The 18,106-nt window shown below is 75.6% G+C and carries 14 protein-coding genes and 3 pseudogenes; 8 read left to right on the top strand and 9 right to left on the bottom strand.

Features of this window, described 5'->3' with window-relative positions:
• Positions 1 to 136 precede the first annotated feature (136 nt).
• Both ACIOFR_RS28215 and ACIOFR_RS28210 read left to right on the top strand, forming a co-directional pair.
• A pseudogene (locus ACIOFR_RS28215) lies at positions 137 to 616 on the top strand (Uma2 family endonuclease); the annotation flags it as partial.
• Between the two features lie 84 nt (positions 617 to 700).
• A complete protein-coding gene (locus ACIOFR_RS28210) occupies positions 701 to 2,233 on the top strand; it encodes an AMP-binding protein (RefSeq protein ID WP_401002003.1) in 1,533 nt (510 codons plus the stop codon).
• On the opposite strand, the gene ACIOFR_RS28205 is transcribed toward ACIOFR_RS28210, so the two are convergent.
• Positions 2,226 to 2,972 carry a LuxR C-terminal-related transcriptional regulator gene (locus ACIOFR_RS28205; RefSeq protein WP_401001997.1) on the bottom strand — a complete coding sequence of 249 codons (747 nt, stop codon included), beginning with the start codon at positions 2,970 to 2,972 and terminating at the stop codon, positions 2,226 to 2,228. The genes ACIOFR_RS28210 and ACIOFR_RS28205 overlap by 8 nt on opposite strands.
• Positions 2,973 to 3,054: 82 nt before the next feature.
• Here ACIOFR_RS28205 and ACIOFR_RS28200 point away from each other — a divergent pair, with 82 nt between their 5' ends.
• Positions 3,055 to 3,837: a TIGR03084 family metal-binding protein gene (locus ACIOFR_RS28200; protein ID WP_401001995.1), complete on the top strand. Its 783-nt coding sequence runs from the start codon at positions 3,055 to 3,057 to the stop codon at positions 3,835 to 3,837.
• A gap of 307 nt (positions 3,838 to 4,144) precedes the next feature.
• Positions 4,145 to 4,837, top strand: a complete 693-nt coding sequence (locus tag ACIOFR_RS28195) for an aspartate/glutamate racemase family protein (protein ID WP_401001993.1) — start codon at positions 4,145 to 4,147, stop codon at positions 4,835 to 4,837.
• 43 nt (positions 4,838 to 4,880) lie between these two features.
• Here the strand turns inward: ACIOFR_RS28195 and ACIOFR_RS28190 are convergent, their stop codons facing one another.
• Entirely contained in the window at positions 4,881 to 5,768 is an 888-nt protein-coding gene (locus tag ACIOFR_RS28190; protein WP_401001991.1) for a DUF1206 domain-containing protein, read from the bottom strand.
• 244 nt (positions 5,769 to 6,012) lie between these two features.
• Between ACIOFR_RS28190 and ACIOFR_RS28185 the strand changes: the two genes are divergently transcribed.
• Positions 6,013 to 6,204 (top strand): hypothetical protein, encoded by a 192-nt coding sequence (locus ACIOFR_RS28185; RefSeq protein WP_401001989.1) that lies wholly within the window; start codon positions 6,013 to 6,015, stop codon positions 6,202 to 6,204.
• 138 nt (positions 6,205 to 6,342) lie between these two features.
• Here ACIOFR_RS28185 and ACIOFR_RS28180 read toward each other — a convergent pair.
• The 6 genes and pseudogenes from ACIOFR_RS28180 to ACIOFR_RS28155 form a co-directional block, all read right to left on the bottom strand.
• Positions 6,343 to 7,071, bottom strand: a pseudogene (locus ACIOFR_RS28180) (putative Ig domain-containing protein); the annotation flags it as partial.
• Between the two features lie 207 nt (positions 7,072 to 7,278).
• Positions 7,279 to 7,719: pseudogene (locus tag ACIOFR_RS28175) on the bottom strand (serine protease); the annotation flags it as partial.
• Positions 7,720 to 8,075: 356 nt separating this feature from the next.
• Positions 8,076 to 11,288 (bottom strand): error-prone DNA polymerase, encoded by a 3,213-nt coding sequence (locus ACIOFR_RS28170; protein WP_401001987.1) that lies wholly within the window; start codon positions 11,286 to 11,288, stop codon positions 8,076 to 8,078.
• 83 nt (positions 11,289 to 11,371) lie between these two features.
• Positions 11,372 to 13,072 carry a DNA polymerase Y family protein gene (locus tag ACIOFR_RS28165; protein ID WP_401001985.1) on the bottom strand — a complete coding sequence of 567 codons (1,701 nt, stop codon included), beginning with the start codon at positions 13,070 to 13,072 and terminating at the stop codon, positions 11,372 to 11,374.
• A gap of 1 nt (position 13,073) precedes the next feature.
• Positions 13,074 to 13,817 carry a hypothetical protein gene (locus ACIOFR_RS28160; RefSeq protein ID WP_401001983.1) on the bottom strand — a complete coding sequence of 248 codons (744 nt, stop codon included), beginning with the start codon at positions 13,815 to 13,817 and terminating at the stop codon, positions 13,074 to 13,076.
• 135 nt (positions 13,818 to 13,952) lie between these two features.
• Positions 13,953 to 14,705, bottom strand: a complete 753-nt coding sequence (locus ACIOFR_RS28155; RefSeq protein ID WP_401001981.1) for a hypothetical protein — start codon at positions 14,703 to 14,705, stop codon at positions 13,953 to 13,955.
• Between the two features lie 150 nt (positions 14,706 to 14,855).
• Between ACIOFR_RS28155 and ACIOFR_RS28150 the strand changes: the two genes are divergently transcribed.
• Positions 14,856 to 15,404: a precorrin-3B C(17)-methyltransferase gene (locus ACIOFR_RS28150; protein WP_401001980.1), complete on the top strand. Its 549-nt coding sequence runs from the start codon at positions 14,856 to 14,858 to the stop codon at positions 15,402 to 15,404.
• A gap of 86 nt (positions 15,405 to 15,490) precedes the next feature.
• The gene (locus tag ACIOFR_RS28145; protein WP_401001978.1) at positions 15,491 to 16,150 is read left to right on the top strand and encodes an HAD family hydrolase; all 660 of its coding nucleotides are present in this window, start codon (positions 15,491 to 15,493) and stop codon (positions 16,148 to 16,150) included.
• Here the strand turns inward: ACIOFR_RS28145 and ACIOFR_RS28140 are convergent.
• The gene (locus ACIOFR_RS28140) at positions 16,131 to 17,414 is read right to left on the bottom strand and encodes a transcriptional regulator (RefSeq protein WP_401001976.1); all 1,284 of its coding nucleotides are present in this window, start codon (positions 17,412 to 17,414) and stop codon (positions 16,131 to 16,133) included. The genes ACIOFR_RS28145 and ACIOFR_RS28140 overlap by 20 nt on opposite strands.
• Positions 17,415 to 17,626: 212 nt before the next feature.
• On the opposite strand from ACIOFR_RS28140, the gene ACIOFR_RS28135 reads away from it, so the two are divergent.
• Positions 17,627 to 17,998, top strand: a complete 372-nt coding sequence (locus ACIOFR_RS28135; protein WP_401001975.1) for a hypothetical protein — start codon at positions 17,627 to 17,629, stop codon at positions 17,996 to 17,998.
• The last annotated feature ends 108 nt before the right edge of the window (positions 17,999 to 18,106 follow it).

Genomic DNA, 18,106 nt, shown 5'->3' with positions numbered 1-18,106 from the left:
CCGATCTCGGGCCTCAACACCTCAAGATCTGCACAGGGGACGGCGTGTACTGCGTCAGGCGCTCCTCAGCGACCCACAGATGGAGCACAAGAGCCCTTTAGGCCCCCCAAATGAGATGTCCTCCTAGGGGGCCGTCATGACCGCCGAGATGGTCGTGCCCGCGTGGATGCGTGCCCAGGTCACGGCGGAGCAGTACGACGCATGGTCCGAGGAGCAGTGCGCCGGCATCGAGATCGTGGACGGGATGATCGTCGTGAGTCCGAGCGCGTCCAAGCAGCACAGTCGCCTGGCCCGGATCCTGGCGAACGCCCTGGACGCCGCCGCAGGACCGGAGGTGGAACACCGGCACCGACTTCGACGTCCGGCTGCAGGACGTGCCGCTCACCAACCGCCGCCCCGACGTCGTCGTCTGCCGCGCCGACACGATCGACGTCACGCCGACCCGCCCGGAGCACATCCCGTTCTACTGGCGGGTCGAACGGGCTCCCACGGGTGTCCCGCTCGTCCACACGCACCGGCTCGATCCCGCGTCCGGGAGCTACCGGGACGGCGAGGTGTTCGCCGGGACGGTCAGGGCCTGGCGCCGTTCGCCGTCGAGGTCGATCTGGGGGGCCTGACCCTGCCCCGGCGGTACTCCGTCCGGGTAACACCCCCCGATCGGGGGTGTCCGTGCGCTTCGCCCGGCGGGCACAGTGACCGCATGCAGACTCCACTCTCTGTGCTGGACTTCCTCCACCGGGCCGAGCTGGTCTACGGCGACCGGGTCGGAATCGTCGACGAGCCGGACCAGCCGGCCGCCTCCTGGGGCGAGGTGACCTACCGGCGGATGGCCGAGCTGGCCCGGGCGCAGGCCGCGGGGCTGGACCGGCTGGGGGTGGGGGCCGGTGAGCGGGTGGCGATCGTGTCGCACAACTCGGCCCGGCTGATGACCTCGCTGTTCGGGGTGAGCGGTCACGGCCGGGTGCTGGTGCCGGTGAACTTCCGGCTGAAGGCGGAGGAGGTCGCGTACATCGTCGAGCAGAGCGGCGCGTCGGTGCTGCTGGTCGACCCCGAGCTGGACGAGTCCCTGGCGGGGGTGGCGGTCCGGCACCGGTTCGTGCTGGGCGCGGAGAGCGACGCCGAGCTGTACGACTTCGACCGGGAGCCGGTGGCCCGGGAGGTGCCCGAGTCGGCGACCGCGACGATCAACTACACCAGCGGAACGACCGCCCGCCCCAAGGGCGTTCAGCTGACCCACCGCAACCTGTGGCTGAACGCGGTGCTGATGGGCCTGCACTTCGGCGCGAGCGACCGCGACGTGTACCTGCACACGCTGCCGATGTTCCACGCCAACGGCTGGGGCATGCCGTTCGCGCTGACCGGCCTCGGCGCGCAGCACGTGGTGCTGCGCAAGGTGGACGGCGCGGAGATCCTGCGGCGGGTGGAGCGGCACGGGGTGACGTTCCTGTCCGGGGCGCCGGCGGTGGCGGCGATGGTCCTGGAGGCGGCGGCCGAGTGGGACGGGCCGGTGCCGGGCCGCGACCGGGTGCGGATGATCGTGGCCGGGGCGCCGCCGCCGACCTCGATGGTGCAGCGCATCGAGAGCGAGCTCGGCTGGGAGTTCATGCAGATCTACGGGCTGACCGAGACCTCCCCGCTGGTCACGGCCAACCGCACCCGGGCCGAGTGGGACGCGCTGCCGCCGGCCGAGCGGGCCGAACGGCTGGTGCAGGCGGGCGCTCCCGCGCTCGGCAGCCAGGTACGGGTGGACGGGCAGGGCGAGGTGCTGGTCCGGTCCAATGTGGTGCTGGACGGCTACTGGGGCCAACCGGAGGCGACCGCCGAGGCCGTCCGGGACGGCTGGTTCCACACCGGTGACGGCGGCACGCTGACCGACGGGTACCTGTCGATCTCGGACCGCAAGAAGGACGTCATCATCTCCGGCGGGGAGAACGTCTCCTCGATCGAGGTCGAGGACTGCCTCTACGACCACCCGGCGGTCGCCGAGGTCGCGGTGATCGGGGTGCCGGACGAACGCTGGGGCGAGACGGTCAAGGCCCTGGTGGTCCTGCGCGAGGGGCAGAGTGCCGGGGAGGACGAGCTGATCGCGCACTGCAAGCGGCGACTGGCCGGCTACAAGGCGCCGACCTCGGTGGAGATCCGGGAGTCGCTGGCCCGGACGGCCACCGGGAAGCTGCAGAAGTTCAGGCTGCGCGAGCCGTACTGGCGGGACCGGCCCCGTCAGGTCAACTGACCGGGTCGCCGACCAGGCCCACGTCCCGTGCGGCGAGGGCGAGTTCGACCCGGTTGCGGACCCCGAGCTTGTGCATGGCGCTCTTCAGGTAGCCGGTGACGGTGTTGCAGGTGAGGCCGAGGTGGCCGGCGATCTCCGGGTTGGTCCGGCCGGTCGCCGCCCACCGGATCACCTCCCGTTCGCGCGGCGTCAGCCCGGCGGGCGGCGCGGCCGGGCCGGGCGGCTGGCACCAGGCGGCGGCCCCCGCCAGGGCCCGGGTGGCGGCGGCGGCCAGCCGGGCCACCGAGCCGATCCGGACGTCGCCGAGCGGGACCACCGTGCGCACCGAGGCGTACACCACACCGTGCACGGCCGTCCCGTGCACCAGGGGCACGGTGAGCATGGTGTACAGGTCCTCGGCACCGACGGCGGTGTCGTACTGGTGCGAGATGGTGGTCGCGGCGCGGTAGTCGGACACCCAGGTCGGCGTCCGCTCGGCCAGTGCGCGGCCGCCGAGGCCGGTGCCGATCGGGACATCCAGGCCGTGCAGCAGGTCGGCCCTGGTCCCTGACCAGTGCCGTAGGGTCATCCGCCCGGGGCGCTCCGCGCGGTCCGGGACGCCGACCAGGCCGACGTCGGCGCCGCACTCGTCCACCACCCGGCGGGCCAGGTCGCCGAGGACGGACTGCCGGACCAGCTCGGCGGCCCGGGCGTCGAGCTCGGCCGCCCGGGTAGGGATGGACTCCGTCGCCGCGGTCATCGGGCGATTCTCACACGGGTCGCGGGAGTTGGGGAGTCCCGTGAAGCACCCGCGAACCACCCACCACCGAGGAGTGCACGACATGACACAGCTGGATGCCCTGCTGGCCGACCTGCGGGCGGAGAGCGCCGAACTGGACGGCCTGGTCGCCGGTCTGGACGCGGCGGGACTGGCCACCGCGACCCCGGCCGTCGGCTGGACCGTCGCCCACCAGCTCTCCCACCTCGCCTGGACGGACCGCTGGTCGCTGCTGGCGGCCACCGATCCGGAGGGGTTCGGGGCGGCCGTGCAGCGGGAGTTCGCCGCCGGGTTCGACGTCGTCGAGGAGGGGGCGGCCGAGGGGGCCGGCGAGGACCCGGCGAAGCTGCTGGACCGCTGGCGGGACGGCCGGGAGCGACTGGCGGCGGCCCTGGCGGCCGTGCCCGCCGACGTCCGGCTGCCGTGGTTCGGGCCGCCGATGAAGGCGCCGTCGATGGCCACGGCCCGGCTGATGGAGACCTGGGCCCACGGTCAGGACGTCGCGGACGCGCTGGGCGTCGTCCGGGTGCCGGGCGAGCGGCTGCGGCACGTGGCCCACCTCGGGGTGCGCACCATCGGGTTCGCCCTCGCCCTGCACGGGCTGCCGGCCGACCGGCCGGTGCGGGTGGAGCTGGTCGCGCCCTCGGGAGGGGCGTGGTCCTGGGGCCCGGAGGACGCCGCGGACCGGGTGAGCGGCCCGGCCCTGGACTTCTGTCTGCTGGTCACCCAGCGGCGCCACCCCGACGACCTGGCGCTCACCGCCACCGGCCCCACGGCGCAGGCCTGGCTCCCGATCGCGCAGACCTTCGCCGGCCCGCCCGGAGCAGGGCGCCCGCCGCGGGGGTGAGGGCCCGACGCAGGGGTGAGGGCCCGACGCAGGGGTGAGGGCCCGCCGCGGGGGTGAGGGCCTGACGCGGCCCGACGCGGTCCGGGGGCCGGCGTCGTCGCCTGCCGCGTGGCGCGTGGCGCGTGGCGCCGGGCAGCCTCCGCCGGCGGTCCGGTCCGCCCGAGCTGCCGGGCCGGGCCGTCGCGACGACCACGGTGCCCAACTCCTGCACCACTCCGCTCGGTTCGCTGCTCGGCGGTTTCCTCGGCGAGGTGATCGGGCCCCGGCCGGCGGCGGTGGAGCCGGCCGGGTGTGCCACAGTGGGCCGATGAGGACGATCGGGCTGCTCGGCGGCATGAGCTGGGAATCCACGGCGGAGTACTACCGCCTGCTGAACGTGCTGACGCGGGAGCGCCTCGGCGGCCTGCACTCGGCGAAGTGCGTGCTGTACTCGGTCGACTTCGCGGAGATCGAACGGCTGCAGGCGGCCGGGCGGTGGGAGGAGGCGGGCCGGGTGCTCGCCGCGGCCGCGAAGTCGCTGGAGGCGGCCGGCGCCGAGCTGCTGCTGATCTGCACCAACACCATGCACAAGGTCGCGGACCAGGTCGAGGCCGCCACCGCCGTCCCGCTGCTGCACCTCGCGGACACCACCGCCGGGGCGGTGCTGGCCGCCGGGCTGGACCGGGTCGGGCTGCTGGGCACGGCGTTCACCATGGAGCAGGACTTCTACCGGGACCGGCTGGCCGGCCACGGTCTCGAGGTGCTCGTCCCGGACGCGGCGGGCCGGGCGGAGGTGCACCGGGTGATCTACGAGGAGCTGTGCGTGGGCGTCGTCCGGGAGGAGTCCCGGGCCGCCTACCGGCGGGTGATCGCCGATCTGGTCGCGGCCGGGGCGCAGGGCATCGTCCTCGGCTGCACCGAGATCGAGCTGCTGATCGGCCCCGAGCACAGCCCCGTCCCGGTCTTCGCCACCACCAGCCTGCACGCCCGGGCCGCCGTCGAGGCCGCGCTCGGGAGCTGACGACGACGGTGCGGCGACCCGGGTACGGGTCCGACCGCCCCGCTCACAGCGTGCGCCAGCGGGCCGAGGCGAACGAGAAGACGCCGAAGAGCAGCAGGCCCGCGGCCACCGGAAGGAGCAGCCACGGCCCGGCCGGGCTGACGGCGAAGGACCGCAGCGTGTCGTCCATCCCCTTGGCCCGGCCGGGATCGAAGCGGACGGCGGCGGTCACCACGAAGACCCCGGCCCCGGCGAAGACCGCGCCGCGGGCGAGGTTGCCGCCCACTCCCGCCGCCGTCACCGCCGTCCGGGTCCGCGGGCCCATCGCCGCCGTGTCCAGTTTGCGCAGGAACCGGCGCAGCAGCGCCCGGACGGCGACGGTGACGCCGGCCACGACCAGCGCGGCGCCGGCCAGACCCGCCAGGATCCGGCCCGCCGGCAGCCGCAGCAGCGCCGCCGTCCAGTCCCGTGACTCGGCGTCGCCGCCGCCCGAGCCCGCCTGACCGCCCGAACCCCGGGCGCCCGTGCCGCCGGACGTTCCCAGGGCGAACGCCGCGGTCCCCCAGCACACCGAGGCGTAGAACGCCGCCCGGACGGCGTCGAGCGCCCGGCTGCCGGCCTTCCGCCGGCCGGCCCCGCCGGGACCGGTCGAACCGAGGACCGCCGCCGAGCCCCGCCAGAGCGCCATGCAGCCGAACCCCGCCGCCAGCGCCCACAGCATCACCGACCCGAACTCCTGCGCCGCGATCTGCCGCAGCGCGCCCTGCCGGTCGGCCTCCTCGTTGCCGGAGCCGAGTCCGATCCGCGCCGCCAGCAGTCCGATCAGCGTGTACACCACACCGCGGGCGAGGAATCCGGCCCGCCCGGCCGACCGCACCGCGCGGCGTCCCGCGGGGCCCGGGGCGAGCTGCCGGCCGGGGCCACCGGCCCGGTCGTGGACGTGAGACGACATCGCGGCATCCTTCCGACGGGTGGAGCGCGGCGCGCTCCCGTCCCGGGCCGTCTGCCCGCTCCCCCCGCCCGCACGCCTGCTCGGCGTGCCCCGGTGTCCGCGCGCCGCCCGTCCCCGTTCGCACGCCGGGCGCGCGGCCGCCGGGGCTGGGCCACCTGAGTGGTCGGGGGCGCACCGGCGTGTGACACGGCGTCCGGTGGTGAGAACCCCGGGGAGTGAGCGACCGCACCCCGGAAGGATCGCCATGATCGTCTCGATCTCCGCCGTCGTGTTCTTCGGCGTCCTGCTCGTCTTCCTGCTCCGCGCCCGCCGGTCGACCGTGTCCACCGCCCTGGTCGCCACGCTGTTCGGCTTCCTGCTCGCCTCCTCCGGCGTCGCGCCGGCCGTCGACAGCATGCTGCGCAGCGTCGCGCAGGCCGCGCACACCCTCAAGTGAGCGCGGGACGAAGTCCGTGCGAACGCGCCGCCGTTGGTCAGGACGGGCCGCTCGGCCTGCCGGGCGAAACGATTCGCCGCCCGGCGGACACGGACGGGCCCGGCAGCCGGAGCCACCGGGCCCTTCACTGGCGTGACGTCAGTTGCTGGTGTTGATCGCGGTGTCGTCGATCACGAAGCTCGTCTGGAGCGAGGAGTCCTCGACGCCGTTGAACTTCACGGTCACCGACTGGCCCGCGTAGGAGGACAGGTCGACCGTCTTCTGGACGTACCCGGTGGCCTTGTTGAGGTTCGAGTACGAGGCGACGGTGGTGCCGTTCGCCGTGACGGTCAGCTTGTCGTACGCGGTGGAGGTGCTGGTCTCCGCCGTGTCGACGTGCAGCCAGTAGCTGAGGGTGGCCTTGCAGCCGGCCGGGATGGTCACCGTCTGCGCGGCGGAGTCCGTGTGGGCCGAGCCGTAGCCGTTCAGCCAGGCCTTCCAGGAGCCGGCGTGCGAGGCCTGCGAGGCGCTGTTGTCGACCACGCCGCTGGTGGTCGTCCACGGCGCGGCGGTGCCGGTCTCGAAGCCCGCGTTGCCGAGCAGCTGCGCCGGGGTGCAGGTGCCGCCGGTGGTGTTGACCGTCCAGGTGAAGCCGGCGGTGCCGGTCTTGTTGGCGGTGTCCTTGGCGGTCACGACCACGTTGGAGGTGCCCACAGTGGTCACGGTGCCGGTGATCTTGCCGGTGGAGGCGTTGATCGACAGGCCGGCCGGCAGGCCGGTGGCCGAGTAGGTCAGCGCGCCGGTGCCGCCGGAGGCCGAGATCTGCAGGTTCACCGCGGTGTTGACCAGAGCGGACTGGTTGCCCGGGTTGGTCACGGTGACGCTGGTGCTGCCGGCCGGCTTGGTGAGCAGGCAGCCGCTGACGCTGAGGTCGATGGCGCGGCCGGCCCCGAGGCAGGTGGTGAACCAGTAGGTCTCCTCACCGTAGCTCTGCCCCTTGGTCACCGTGGTGGTGCCGTCGGCCGCCACCTCGCAGGGGTTGTTGAGCGTGCACATCTCACCATCGTCGTTGCCGGTGTTGTTGATGCCGACGATCTTCTTGCTGGTGGCGTCCACGATCGGCGAGCCGGAGGTGCCGTGGGTGGTGTTGCAGCCCGTGCTGTAGCGGATCGAGTCGCGCCAGGTCCACTGGTCCTCGCGCAGGGTGTCGACGAACCCGTTGACGGAGCAGTTCCACACCTGCTTCCAGTAGGACGAGGGTATGAACATCGAGGACCCGTTGACCGGGTGCGTGTCACTGATCGTCAGCGCCGTCGCACCGAACTTGCTGGTGACGGACGCGAAGGTGTCGGTCAGCTGGTAGAGCGCGACGTCGGTGCCCGTCATGGTCGCGTAGAGCACCTTGTCCGCCTGGACGGTGCCCAGCGAGGTGCCGGCCCCGTTGAGCAGGGTGCCGCTGCGGCTGGCGCTGGTGTTCTGGATCACCTGCCCCGCGGACGGCATGGTCGGCAGGCAGTGGCCGTTGGTGAGCATCATGGCCCGGTCGGTGTCGACCGAGGTGGGGTAACGCACGAGCGACGCCGAGCAGTTGCTCAGCGCGATGGTCGACGTCAGATCGCCTGCCTGGACGGCGTGCGCCGTGGTGGCCGCGGGGATCAGTGTGCCCGCGACGACCGCGACCGCTCCGAGCCCGGCGGCAAGTCCCTTGAACATGGGTCTCCTTGTGGGGGAACGCCGGGCGCACGACCGGTTGCGAACGCCAGGCCGCACGAAAATGCCATGGCCACTTCAACGCGGTCAACTGTTCGGACAGAATTGCTGGTTGAGGCCACCCCCGCCCAACCTGACCACCCCGGCCGCCCCGGCCGCCCCGGCCCCCGGGTCCCGCCCGGTCAGGCGCCGATCCGCAGCGGGACCAGCCGGGTGGCGACCAGGTTGGTGGCTCCGTGGTCGCGTTCGACCTGGCCGTGCACCAGGAGGCCGGCCCGGTCCAGGGCGGTGCGGCGCTGCGACTCCCAGACCGGTCGACTGCAGATCACGTTGATCAGACCGGTCTCGTCCTCCAGACTGAGGAAGAGCACCCCACCTGCCGTCGGCGGCCGCTGACGGTGCGTCACCAGTCCGCCGACCACCACCTGGGAGCGCGGCGGCACGGCCCGCAGTTCGGCGGCGGTGAGCGCGCCCGCCCGGCGCAGGACGTCGCGCAGGTGCTGCATCGGGTGGCTGGTCGCGGAGGAGCCGGTGGCCCACAGGTCCGCGATGGTCTCCTCGACCGGGCTCATCCGGGGCAGCGGGGGCGCGGCGGTGCCCGGGGTCGTCCCGGGGATGGTGTCCGGGCCCGTGGTGGCGTACACGCCGGCCATCCACAGCGCCTGGCGCCGGCTCAGCCCGAAGCAGCCGAAGGCGCCGGCAGTCGCCAGTGCCTCCAACAACGGCGCGGGCAGCGCGCTGCGGCGGGCGAAGTCCTCCAGGTCCGCGTACGGCTGCCCGGCGACGAGCGCCTGGGCCTGCGGGAGGCCGATCCCGCGGACGGTGGCCAGGCCCAGCCGGATCGCCGGCTGCGGCTTTCCCGCGGTGAGCGGCGGCGGGGCCGAGGGTTCCGGATCGGGTTCCAGCGCCGGACCGGCGGCACTGGCGTTGGCGTCGACCCCGCGCACCCGCACCCCGTGCCGGCGGACGTCGGCGATCAGGCTGAGCGGCGAGTAGAAGCCCATCGGCTGGTTGGCCAGCAAGGCGCAGGTGAAGGCCGCCGGGTAGTGGTACTTGAGCCAGGCGCTGATGTACACCAGGTAGGCGAAGCTGATCGCGTGGCTCTCCGGGAAGCCGTAGTTGGAGAAGGCCTCGATCTTGGTGTAGACGTCCTCGGCGACGTCGGCCGGGATGCCGCGCCGCGCCATCCCCTCCAGCAGCCGGGCGCGCAGTTCGGCGACCCGCTGGTGGGAGCGTTTGGCCCCCATCGCCTGGCGCAGCCGGTCGGCCTCGGCGGGGCTGAACCCGGCGCAGTCGATGGCGAGTTGCATCATCTGCTCCTGGAACAGCGGCACCCCTAGGGTCTTGCCGAGAGACTTCTCCATCAGCGGGTGCGGGCAGTCGGGGGCCTCCACGCCGTCCCGGCGGCGCAGGTAGGGGTGGACCGAGCCGCCCTGGATCGGGCCGGGGCGGATCAGGGCGACCTCCACCACCAGGTCGTAGAACGTCCGCGGCCGCAGCCGGGGCAGGGTGGCCATCTGGGCCCGGGACTCGACCTGGAAGAGGCCGACGGTGTCGGCGCGGCAGAGCATCTCGTAGACCTGCGGGTCGTCGTCGGGGATGCCGGCCAGGTCGTACCGGTCGCCGTGGTGCTCGGCGATCAGGTCGCAGGCGTCGTGCAGGGCGGAGAGCATGCCGAGGCCGAGGAGGTCGATCTTGACCAGTCCGGCGCCGGCGGTGGACTCCTTGTCCCACTGGAGGACGGTGCGGCCGGGCATCCGGGCCCACTCGACCGGACAGACCTCGCCGATCGGGTCCCGGGTGAGCACCATGCCGCCGGAGTGGATGCCCAGGTGCCGTGGCAGGCCGTGCAGTTGGAGCCCGAGGTCGAGGACGTCGGCGGGGATCACGGCGTCCGGGCCCGGGGTGGAGCGGAAGTCGACCTGCCGGGTGAAGGCCTCGACCTGGCCCATCGGGTAGCCGAGCACCCGGGCGGCGTCGCGCAGGGCCAGCCGGGGCCGGTAGGTGATCACGTTGGCGACCTGGGCGGCGTGCTCGCGCCCGTATCGGCCGTAGACGTACTGGATGACCTCCTCGCGGCGGCGGTTCTCGATGTCCAGGTCGATGTCGGGCGGTCCGTCGCGCTCCAGGCTGAGGAAGCGTTCGAACAGCAGGCCGTAGTGGACCGGGTCGACCGAGGTGATCCCGAGGGCGTAGCAGACCGCGGAGTTGGCGGCCGACCCGCGGCCCTGGCACCAGATGTCCTGCTCCCGACAGAACGCGACGATGTCGTGGACGATGAGGAAGTACCCCGCCAGGTCGAGCTGTTCGATGACGTCGAGTTCGCGGGCGAGCTGGTCGAGGGCGGGCCGGTTGCCGGCGCCGAAGCGGGCCGGGCCGCACTCGACCACCAGGGCGCGCAGGTGGCCGGCCTCGGTGCGCCCGGCGGGAACGGGGAAGCCGGGGAGTTCGGGGGCGAGGCCGCCGAAGTCGAAGGCGCAGGCCCGGCCGAGGTCGACGGTGGCCTCGCGGACGCCCGGGAAGCGGGCCAGCCGGGCCGCCATCTCCCGGCCGGAGCGCAGGTGGGCGGTGCCGGCGGCGAAGGTCCAGCCGGCCGCGTCGTGGAGGGTGCGGCGGTCGTGCAGGGCGGCCAGGCTCTGGGCCAGCCGGGCCTGGCCGGGCCCGGCGTGGTGGACGTTGTTGGAGGCGACCAGCGGCAGTCCGGTCCGGGCGGCGAGCGCGGCGAGGCGGTCGTTGCGGGGGTCGTCGCCGGGCAGCCGCTGGTCGGTCAGTTCGACGAAGACGTTGCCCCCGCCGAACGCCTCCCGCAGCCGGTGGAGTTCGGCCGCCGCGGCGTCGTCCCCGTGGTCGGCCAGGGCGGTCCTGACCCGGCCCCTGCGGCAGCCGGTGAGGACGGCCCAGTGGCCGTCGTGGGCGCCGGCGAGCTCGGCGAACTCGTACACCGGGCGGCTCTTGGCGCCGCCCCTGAGCTGGGCGGCGCTGATCGCGGCGGACAGCCTGCGGTAGCCGGCCGGGTCGCGGGCGAGGACCAGCAGGTGTTCGCCGGGGCCGGTCGAGAGCTCCGCGCCGAAGACGGTGGCGAGGCCGGTCCCCCGGGCGGCGGCGGCGAGCCGGACCACCCCGTAGAGGCCGTCGTGGTCGGTCAGGCCGAGGGTCTCGATGCCGAGCCGGTCCGCCTCCTCGGCCAGCGCCTCCGGGTCGCTGGCGCCGTCCAGGAAGCTGAAGGCCGAGTGGGTGTGCAGCTCGGCCCACGGGACGGCGCCCCGGGACGGCTCGGGGTGACGGGGCTCCGGACGGCCCGGCCTGCGCAGCGGCAGCACCGTGCCGTCCGCCGGGCCGGCCATCCGGCGCTGCAGTTCGCTCCAGGGGAGCGAGGGGTGGCTGGTGAAGCCCATGGCGGGTGGTGCTCCGTCGTCTCGGGGTGGTTCGGTCGAGCTCGGGCCCGTCGGGACGGGCGGCCCCCCGGCAGCCGTGCAGGTCAGTCGTAGGCGCCCTCCACGTACCAGCGGCCGTCCTCGACGGTCAGCAGCAGGGCCCGACCGTCCGCGACCGCGACCTGGAAGCGGGCCCGACGGCGGGCCCTGGCCTGGTCCCACCAGTACTCGACGGCCGGCCAGGGGCCGGTCCAGGCGGTGACCGGGAGCGGACGGCCCGCCAGGTCGAGCCGGGCGGGCGGGGCGGAGACCTCGGCCCGGCCGCTGACCGTGACGGGCGCCCCGCCCGCGTCCAGGACCCCGATCGGGACGGGGGCCCGCGGCACCACGGACGGCGAGGGGTCCGTGAGCCGGCCGGGCCAGGGGGCGGGGCCGCGGGCGGGCGGCGCCTCGCCCCAGGGGGTCCGGGCGACCTGCTCGGCCGGTCCGCGGCCGCCGGCCGGGTCGACCCGGCGCAGCCCCGCGTACCCGAGCAGGGACTGCACCCGGGCGACGGCCCGTTCGACCCGGTCCTCGGCGACGGCCCGGCCCCACAGCGCCAGCTGCCGGCCGCGGTCGGGCACCAGCTCGTCGGGGACCAGCCGCAGTCCGGTGAAGCCGTCCGCCGGGCCGCCGTCCGCCCCGAACGTCCCGGTGGACTGCCAGGCCTGGAGCTGCCAGCGGACCCGTTCGGCGAGGGCGGCGGCGGACAGCCGGCCCTCGTGCCGCCAGAGCCGGGCGGCCGTCCTGCCGTCGGCGCAGGTCACCTCGACCGAGACCCGGCGGCAGGCCAGGCCGGCCGCGCCGAGCCGGGTGTGCAACTGCTCGGCGAGGGTGCGGGCGACGAAGACCAGCGGCTCGGCCAGCCGCTCGGGCGGGTCGAACAGCTGCTCCGCGGTGAGGTCCGGCCCCTCCGGCCGGGACGCCACCGGCCGGGCCTCCAGGCCCCGGGCCAGCCGGTGGGCGGCCGTCCCGGTCGGACCGAAGCGGTCCGCCACGGCGGCGCCGGCCAGCGCGGCGAAGGCCCCGACGGTCTCGACCCCGAGCCTGGTGAGCAGTTCGGCCAGGACCGCATCGCCGAGCGCCGCCACCGGGTACGGGGCCAGGAACTCCGCCGTCCGGCCGTCCGGGACGAGCACCCCGACCCGGGCGGCCAGCACGGCGGCGAACAGGCCGTCGGCCACCCCGACGTGGCTGCGCGGCGGGTCCCGGGGCGGCGGGTCCTGCGGCGGCTCGGCGGCGGTGGGCTCGGGGGCGGGGGCGGGGGCGGAGGCTGCGGGCCGCGGGGGTTCCGGGCCGCGGGCGGGCTCCTCCCAGCCGAGGGCGAGGGCCGCGGCCACCGCCGCGTGCACCTGGGCGGCCAGGGCCTCCTCGCCGCCGAAGTAGCGGCCGGGCCCCTTGACCGGGATCGCGCACATGCCGGGGCGCAGCACCTCCACCCGGGGCGTGAAGGTCGCCACGGCGGCGACCACCGACTCGAAGCGGCGGGCCTCGGCCTGGGGGTCGCGGTCGCGCAGGCGCAGCTGCGGGCAGAGCCGCTGGGCGAGCCTGAGCCGCTGGCCGCGCCGCACGCCGGCGGCCCGGGCGGCGTCGGAGCAGGCCAGCACCCGGCCGGCCTCGACGACCGCCACCGGGTCGGCCGGGGTGTCGCCGGGTTCGGGGGCCGCCGGGTCGGTGGCGACCACCGGCCAGTCCGGGCACCACACCACCAGCACCCGCAGCGCTCCGGGCGGCGGTGGTTGCCGGTGCTGCTGCGTCGGGGTCATCTCACACCGCCGCCAGACCGGTGCCGGCGAGGGCCGCCCGGGCCACGCCGTGGATCGCCGGCACCACCGGCGTCACGGGCAGCTCGGCCGGCTCCACCGGGCGGGCCGCGCCGTGCTCGTCCGGCAGCCAGAGCCTGGCTGTACGCGCCCGGTCGGCCGCGCCACGACCCCGGGCGGCCACCTCGACCTGGCGGCCGCGCAGCTGCCCGTACCCCTCCCCCAGGCCGAACCAGCGGCCCGAGCGCACGCTCAGCCGCAGCCCGGCACCCGGCCAGGCACCGGCCACCAGCAGGGCGCAGCCTCCGCGGCGCAGGACGGCGGTGAGGCGTGCGGCCAGCTGCGGGGCGACCGGGCCGGTGGGGCGCAGCAGGATCAGGCCGACCGCGCCGGCCAGGGCGGAGACCACCTCCGGCCACTGCGGGCCCGGGTCGTCCACCAGCAGCAGGCGGCCCAGGTCCATCCCGTACCCGGCGGCGGCGGCCAGTCCGAGGTCGGGCAGTCCGACCGTGGCCGCCCAGGCGCCCTCCGAGGCGGCGCCGGCGGCCAGGGCCAGCAGCAGGCCGGTGTCGCCCTCCACCGAGACCGCCGCGCCGCGCCGCAGTCCGCCGCCGGGCAGCAGCGGGGCCAGGGCGGGCAGGGCGGGCAGCAGCGTGCCGCCGCCCGGGAGGGCTTCGCACCCGGACGGGTTCGCCCGGGTCGAGGGCGAGGGCGGGGTCGAGACCGAGACCGAATCGAACATGTGCACGCATTAAGGATCGAACACATGTTCGCCGATGTACAAGTCCGGAAATCTGACCGAGCCGCAGATCAGACCCACCCGAACACAGTGCGTGACGACCACGTCGAACGCTCCCGTGGAACTCCCGCCCGGGCCCCGCCCTCAGCCGCGCCGCCGCCGGTGCTCGCCGCGGAGCACCAGCGCGGGCGCCAGGTCGTCGTAGGCCCCGCACGCGGTGGCCGACCACGGCGACCACTGCTGCGGCACCGCGTAGTACGGCACCAGCACCCGGGGCGAGCGGCGGCCGGAGGCCGGGAGCAGCGCCGGCAGGACGTCCGGGCTCTGCCCGGCCAGGATCGCCCGGCGGCAGGCCGGGCAGGCGGGCCGGCGGTCGGCGGCCGCCTCGCGGGCGCCCAGCCGGCGGCGCTGCCGCTCCCGGTGCGAGCTCCGTGCGGCCGCGGGCGGCGCGGGCGGCACGGGCGCGTGCAGCGGGTTGTAGAAGCAGCGCACGACGGGCGTCCCCGGCCGCCGCCCGGCGTGGACGGCGTGCGCCGCGGCGAGCCGCTCCACCGCCCGCTCGGCGAGGACGACCACCGCGGCCAGGTCCGGCAGGTCCGCGGCCTCGTCGAGGAGCCGGCCCGCCGCCTCGTACGCCTCCAGGGCCCACAGGTAGTCCCGCCGGGCAGCCTCCGCCTCGGGCGGCAGGCGCAGTTCGGCGGCCCGGAACACCTCGCCCGCCGCCGCCACCCGCTCGCCCGCGACGCCGGCCAGCCGTTCGCGCAGCACCTCCCACTCCCGCAGGAGGAGCTCCTGCCGCAGCTTCTGATCCTTCGACAGCCGGCGTCCGGACAGCCGGCGTTCGGGGTCGGGGTCGGGGTCGCGCAACAGCCTGACGAACCACCAGCGGCGGAACACCTGACCTCCTGTCCGGGTGACGTGGAGCGCCCATTGTCCGCGCGCCGCGCGGCCGGGGGAAGGCCGGACCGCACAGGGGGCGACGCAACGGTCCGGTCACGATCGCCACCGCCCCGCCCGCCGGGCCGTCGGCCCCCGCAGGATGATCCGGTGGACATCTCCGGGGGAACGCGTCGGGCCGTCGCGGCCGTCCTCCTGCTCGTCCTGGCCACCGGCTGCGGCAGCACCGCCGCGGACCGGCAGACCGGCACCGGGAACGGCCAGAGCCCGCCTCCCACCGGCAGCCCGGTCGCCGTCGCCTTCTGCCCGCCGTCGGAGGCCGGCCCCGCTCCGACCCCGTGCATCCCCGCCGGCGAGGCGCAGCGCTACGCGGAGAACCACGCCCACCGGCAGGAGATGCCGCTCTCCGCGTCCGCCGCGGCCGAGAACGGGCGGCGCGCCGAGGCCCTGGTGGCCGCCCTTCGCAGGCTCGCCGCCGCCGCACTGACCGAGGACGGCCTGCGGGACGCGACCGCCGCCGCGACCGGCGTCGAGCCTGCCGCCGTGCACGTGGAAATGGGGGGCGACGACCGCTCCGCCCGGGTCGTGGTGGAGGTCGGCGGCGGCTGCGTGACGGGTGACGTCCACAACGGCGAGGCCGACGCCGGGAGCACCGGCGCCCTCGCCGACGGTGGCTGCGTCCCGGCCGTCGGCCACTGACGGCCGGGCGCGGCGGGACGCCACCCGGCCCGGCGTCCCCGGAACGGCCACCCGCTCCGACGATCCACGAGCCCTAGGCTGCGGACATGATTCGTGCGGTGGTGTTCGACGTCGGCGAGTGCCTGGTGGACGAGACCCGTGAGTACGGGAGTTGGGCGGACTGGCTCGGGGTGCCGCGGCACACGTTCGTGGCGCAGTTCGGGGCCGTCGTCGCGCAGGGGCGGGACTACCGCGAGACGTTCCAGGTGTTCCGGCCGGGTTTCGACCTGGACCGGGAGCGGGCGGCCCGGGCCGCGGCGGGGCAGCCGGAGTGGTTCGGCGAGGGCGACCTGTACCCGGACGTGCGGCCGGCGCTGGCCGGGTTGCGGGCGGCCGGGCTGTGGCTGGGCGTCGCGGGGAACCAGACCGCGCGCGCCGGGCGGATCCTGCGCGGGCTGTTCGAGGGCGAGGTCGACCTGATCGGCACCTCGGAGGACTGGGGGGCGAGCAAACCGGATCCCGGGTTCTTCCGGCGGCTCGCCGGGGCGATCCCGTTCGGGGCGGGCGAGACCCTGTACGTCGGCGACCGTCTCGACAACGACATCGGGCCGGCCGCCGCGGCGGGCCTGTGCACCGCGCTGGTCCGGCGCGGGCCCTGGGGGTGGATCCAGCAGCACGACCCGGCCGCGGCCACGGCCACCTTCCGGATCGACTCCCTCGGCGAACTACCGTTCCTGATAGCCGAGTTCAACGCTGCAGCGCGCTGAGCGTCGCCGACCAGCTGTACAGCCGGTCGTCGACCCGCCGGACGGCCGGCGAGTCCTGCCAGGGCACCAGCGCCCGGCGGGCCTCGCGGACCCGTTCCATGCCGGTGGCGTACCAGGTCACGGCGAGCTGGTCGAGGGCCTGGTCCAGCAGCTCGCAGGCCTCCTGGGGGTGCCGGGACGCGGCCTCGACGGCGGCCAGGTCGCCGAGCACGACGACACGCTGCTTGCCGTCGGTGCCGGGCAGCCGGTCGAGGACGTGCCGCAGGGTGTCACGGGCCTGCGGCAGGTGGCCGGCCCGCAGTTCGGTGTTCCCCTTGAACGCGGCCAGCCGGACCGGCGAGAACCAGTCCAGCCAGTCCGGGCTGGTGTGGCCGGAGCCGGCGGCCAGGGTGGCTTCGGCGCGGTTCAGCAGGGCCAGCGCGCCGCGCTGGTCGCCGCACCTGGTCAGGCACTCGGCCTCGACCGCGTCGAGCCAGGCGAGCAGTTCGGCGGAGGCCGGCCCGCGGCGGGCGTACGTCCGGGCGGCCTGCATCCGTTCGACCGCCTCCTCCCGGCGGTCGGTCCAGCCGGGGAGGAAGGCGGTGTGCGCCAGGATCGCGGCGCCGAGCAGCGAGTCGTCGGCCTCGCCGGCCGCCTGCAGCGCGCGGACGTAGGTGCCGTCGGCCTGGTCGGGCTGGCGCAGGTCGAAGAACTGGATCCGGCCGGCCAGCAGCAGGCTCTCGGCCAGGGCCGCCGCCAGGACCCGCCGAACGACGCCGGTGGTCTCGCCGAGCAGCACCGTCCCGAGGTTGGCGTGCTCGGCGACGGCCTGGTGCAGGGTGGCGGGCGCGACGCTCCAGTACAGCCGGCGGTGGGCCGCGGTCACGGTCGCGTAGGTGGCGCCGACGGTGTCGGGCTGGACGGGGGCCGACCGGGCGGGGCGCGGAAGGGTGGGGCGGGGCAGCACCGGACGGACGGTCGCGGCCGGCCCCGGGGCCTGCGGGCCGGTGCCCGCCCGGAGGGCGTCCTGCCACGGCGCCCGGAAGCCGAGGCGTTCGACCGGCAGGTGCAGGACGTGGGTGAGCAGCCGCTGGTAGTCGTCGCGCGGCCACGGCGGGGTGTCGGACTCCCAGCGGCCGATCTGGCGGGTGCTGACGGTGATCCGGCCGAGGCCGAGCTGTTGGGCGGCGGCGGCGAGCGCTTCGACGAAGGCCCGCTGCGAGCTGAGTCCGGCGGCCTGGCGGGCCGACTTCAGCGCGGTGTTGCCGCTGGAGCGAGGAGGCATGAGACCCTCCGGGTTGGTCGACAGTCCGTCAACGGTAGCCGCGTGCAGGACGGTTGGGCGACACCTTCGGCCGACGCCCCGGCCGGAAGTCCGGGAAGAGTCCGCAATGAGTCCTGGGCAGGGCATTCAAACGGCGGCGGCCGCCGACGACGATGGACCGAGACACCCCTTCGTCGAGGGATCGACCACGCGCAGAGCACAGGGGGACGGCCATGTCCGACGCCGCACCGCGGGCCGCTCGCCCGCCCGCCGCCGACCAGTTGACCGACGGACAGCGCAGGGGCAGGGCCTGCTGGCACTGCGGCAGCACGGCAGCGCCCCTCCATCCGGACGGGCACGCCTACCTGGAGGCCTCGGCGGGCGCCCCGCTCGGCTTCGCGATCGTCGCCTGCGCCACCCACCTGCGCACTCCGGCCCCCGGGCGCCACGAGCCGGAGCTGCGGCACGGCTACTGCGTCGCCTGCGGCCTGTACGGGGTCGGCACGTTCGCGCACGTGATCAGCGCGTACGCGGACGCCATCCGGGAGCACACCCGGTGCCGCGGGCCGGCCCCGCCCGACGGAGCCGCCCGGGCCACCGGCTGACCTGCCGCGGGACGCGGGTGCGGCGGCCGCCGGTGCCGTCGCGCGTACCGCCGCCGGTGCCGTCGCCGCCGCGGGTGCCGTTGTCGGTGACGGGTGACAGGCTGGCCG

Origin of the sequence: Kitasatospora sp. NPDC088346, assembly GCF_044740765.1 — a bacterium.
Taxonomy (GTDB): domain Bacteria; phylum Actinomycetota; class Actinomycetes; order Streptomycetales; family Streptomycetaceae; genus Kitasatospora.
Note: the sequence above shows the minus strand (reverse complement) of the source record. Positions and strands in the feature narration are given on the sequence as shown.

Coding starts and splice junctions, on each gene's coding strand:
- ACIOFR_RS28190 (WP_401001991.1), bottom strand. CDS start 5,768: ATGTCGTCTCACGTCCACGACCGGGCCGGTGGCCCCGGCCGGCAGCTC.
- ACIOFR_RS28205 (WP_401001997.1), bottom strand. CDS start 2,972: ATGACCGCGGCGACGGAGTCCATCCCTACCCGGGCGGCCGAGCTCGAC.
- ACIOFR_RS28140 (WP_401001976.1), bottom strand. CDS start 17,414: ATGCCTCCTCGCTCCAGCGGCAACACCGCGCTGAAGTCGGCCCGCCAG.
- ACIOFR_RS28210 (WP_401002003.1), top strand. CDS start 701: ATGCAGACTCCACTCTCTGTGCTGGACTTCCTCCACCGGGCCGAGCTG.
- ACIOFR_RS28185 (WP_401001989.1), top strand. CDS start 6,013: ATGATCGTCTCGATCTCCGCCGTCGTGTTCTTCGGCGTCCTGCTCGTC.
- ACIOFR_RS28145 (WP_401001978.1), top strand. CDS start 15,491: ATGATTCGTGCGGTGGTGTTCGACGTCGGCGAGTGCCTGGTGGACGAG.
- ACIOFR_RS28195 (WP_401001993.1), top strand. CDS start 4,145: ATGAGGACGATCGGGCTGCTCGGCGGCATGAGCTGGGAATCCACGGCG.
- ACIOFR_RS28135 (WP_401001975.1), top strand. CDS start 17,627: ATGTCCGACGCCGCACCGCGGGCCGCTCGCCCGCCCGCCGCCGACCAG.
- ACIOFR_RS28170 (WP_401001987.1), bottom strand. CDS start 11,288: ATGGGCTTCACCAGCCACCCCTCGCTCCCCTGGAGCGAACTGCAGCGC.
- ACIOFR_RS28165 (WP_401001985.1), bottom strand. CDS start 13,072: ATGACCCCGACGCAGCAGCACCGGCAACCACCGCCGCCCGGAGCGCTG.
- ACIOFR_RS28200 (WP_401001995.1), top strand. CDS start 3,055: ATGACACAGCTGGATGCCCTGCTGGCCGACCTGCGGGCGGAGAGCGCC.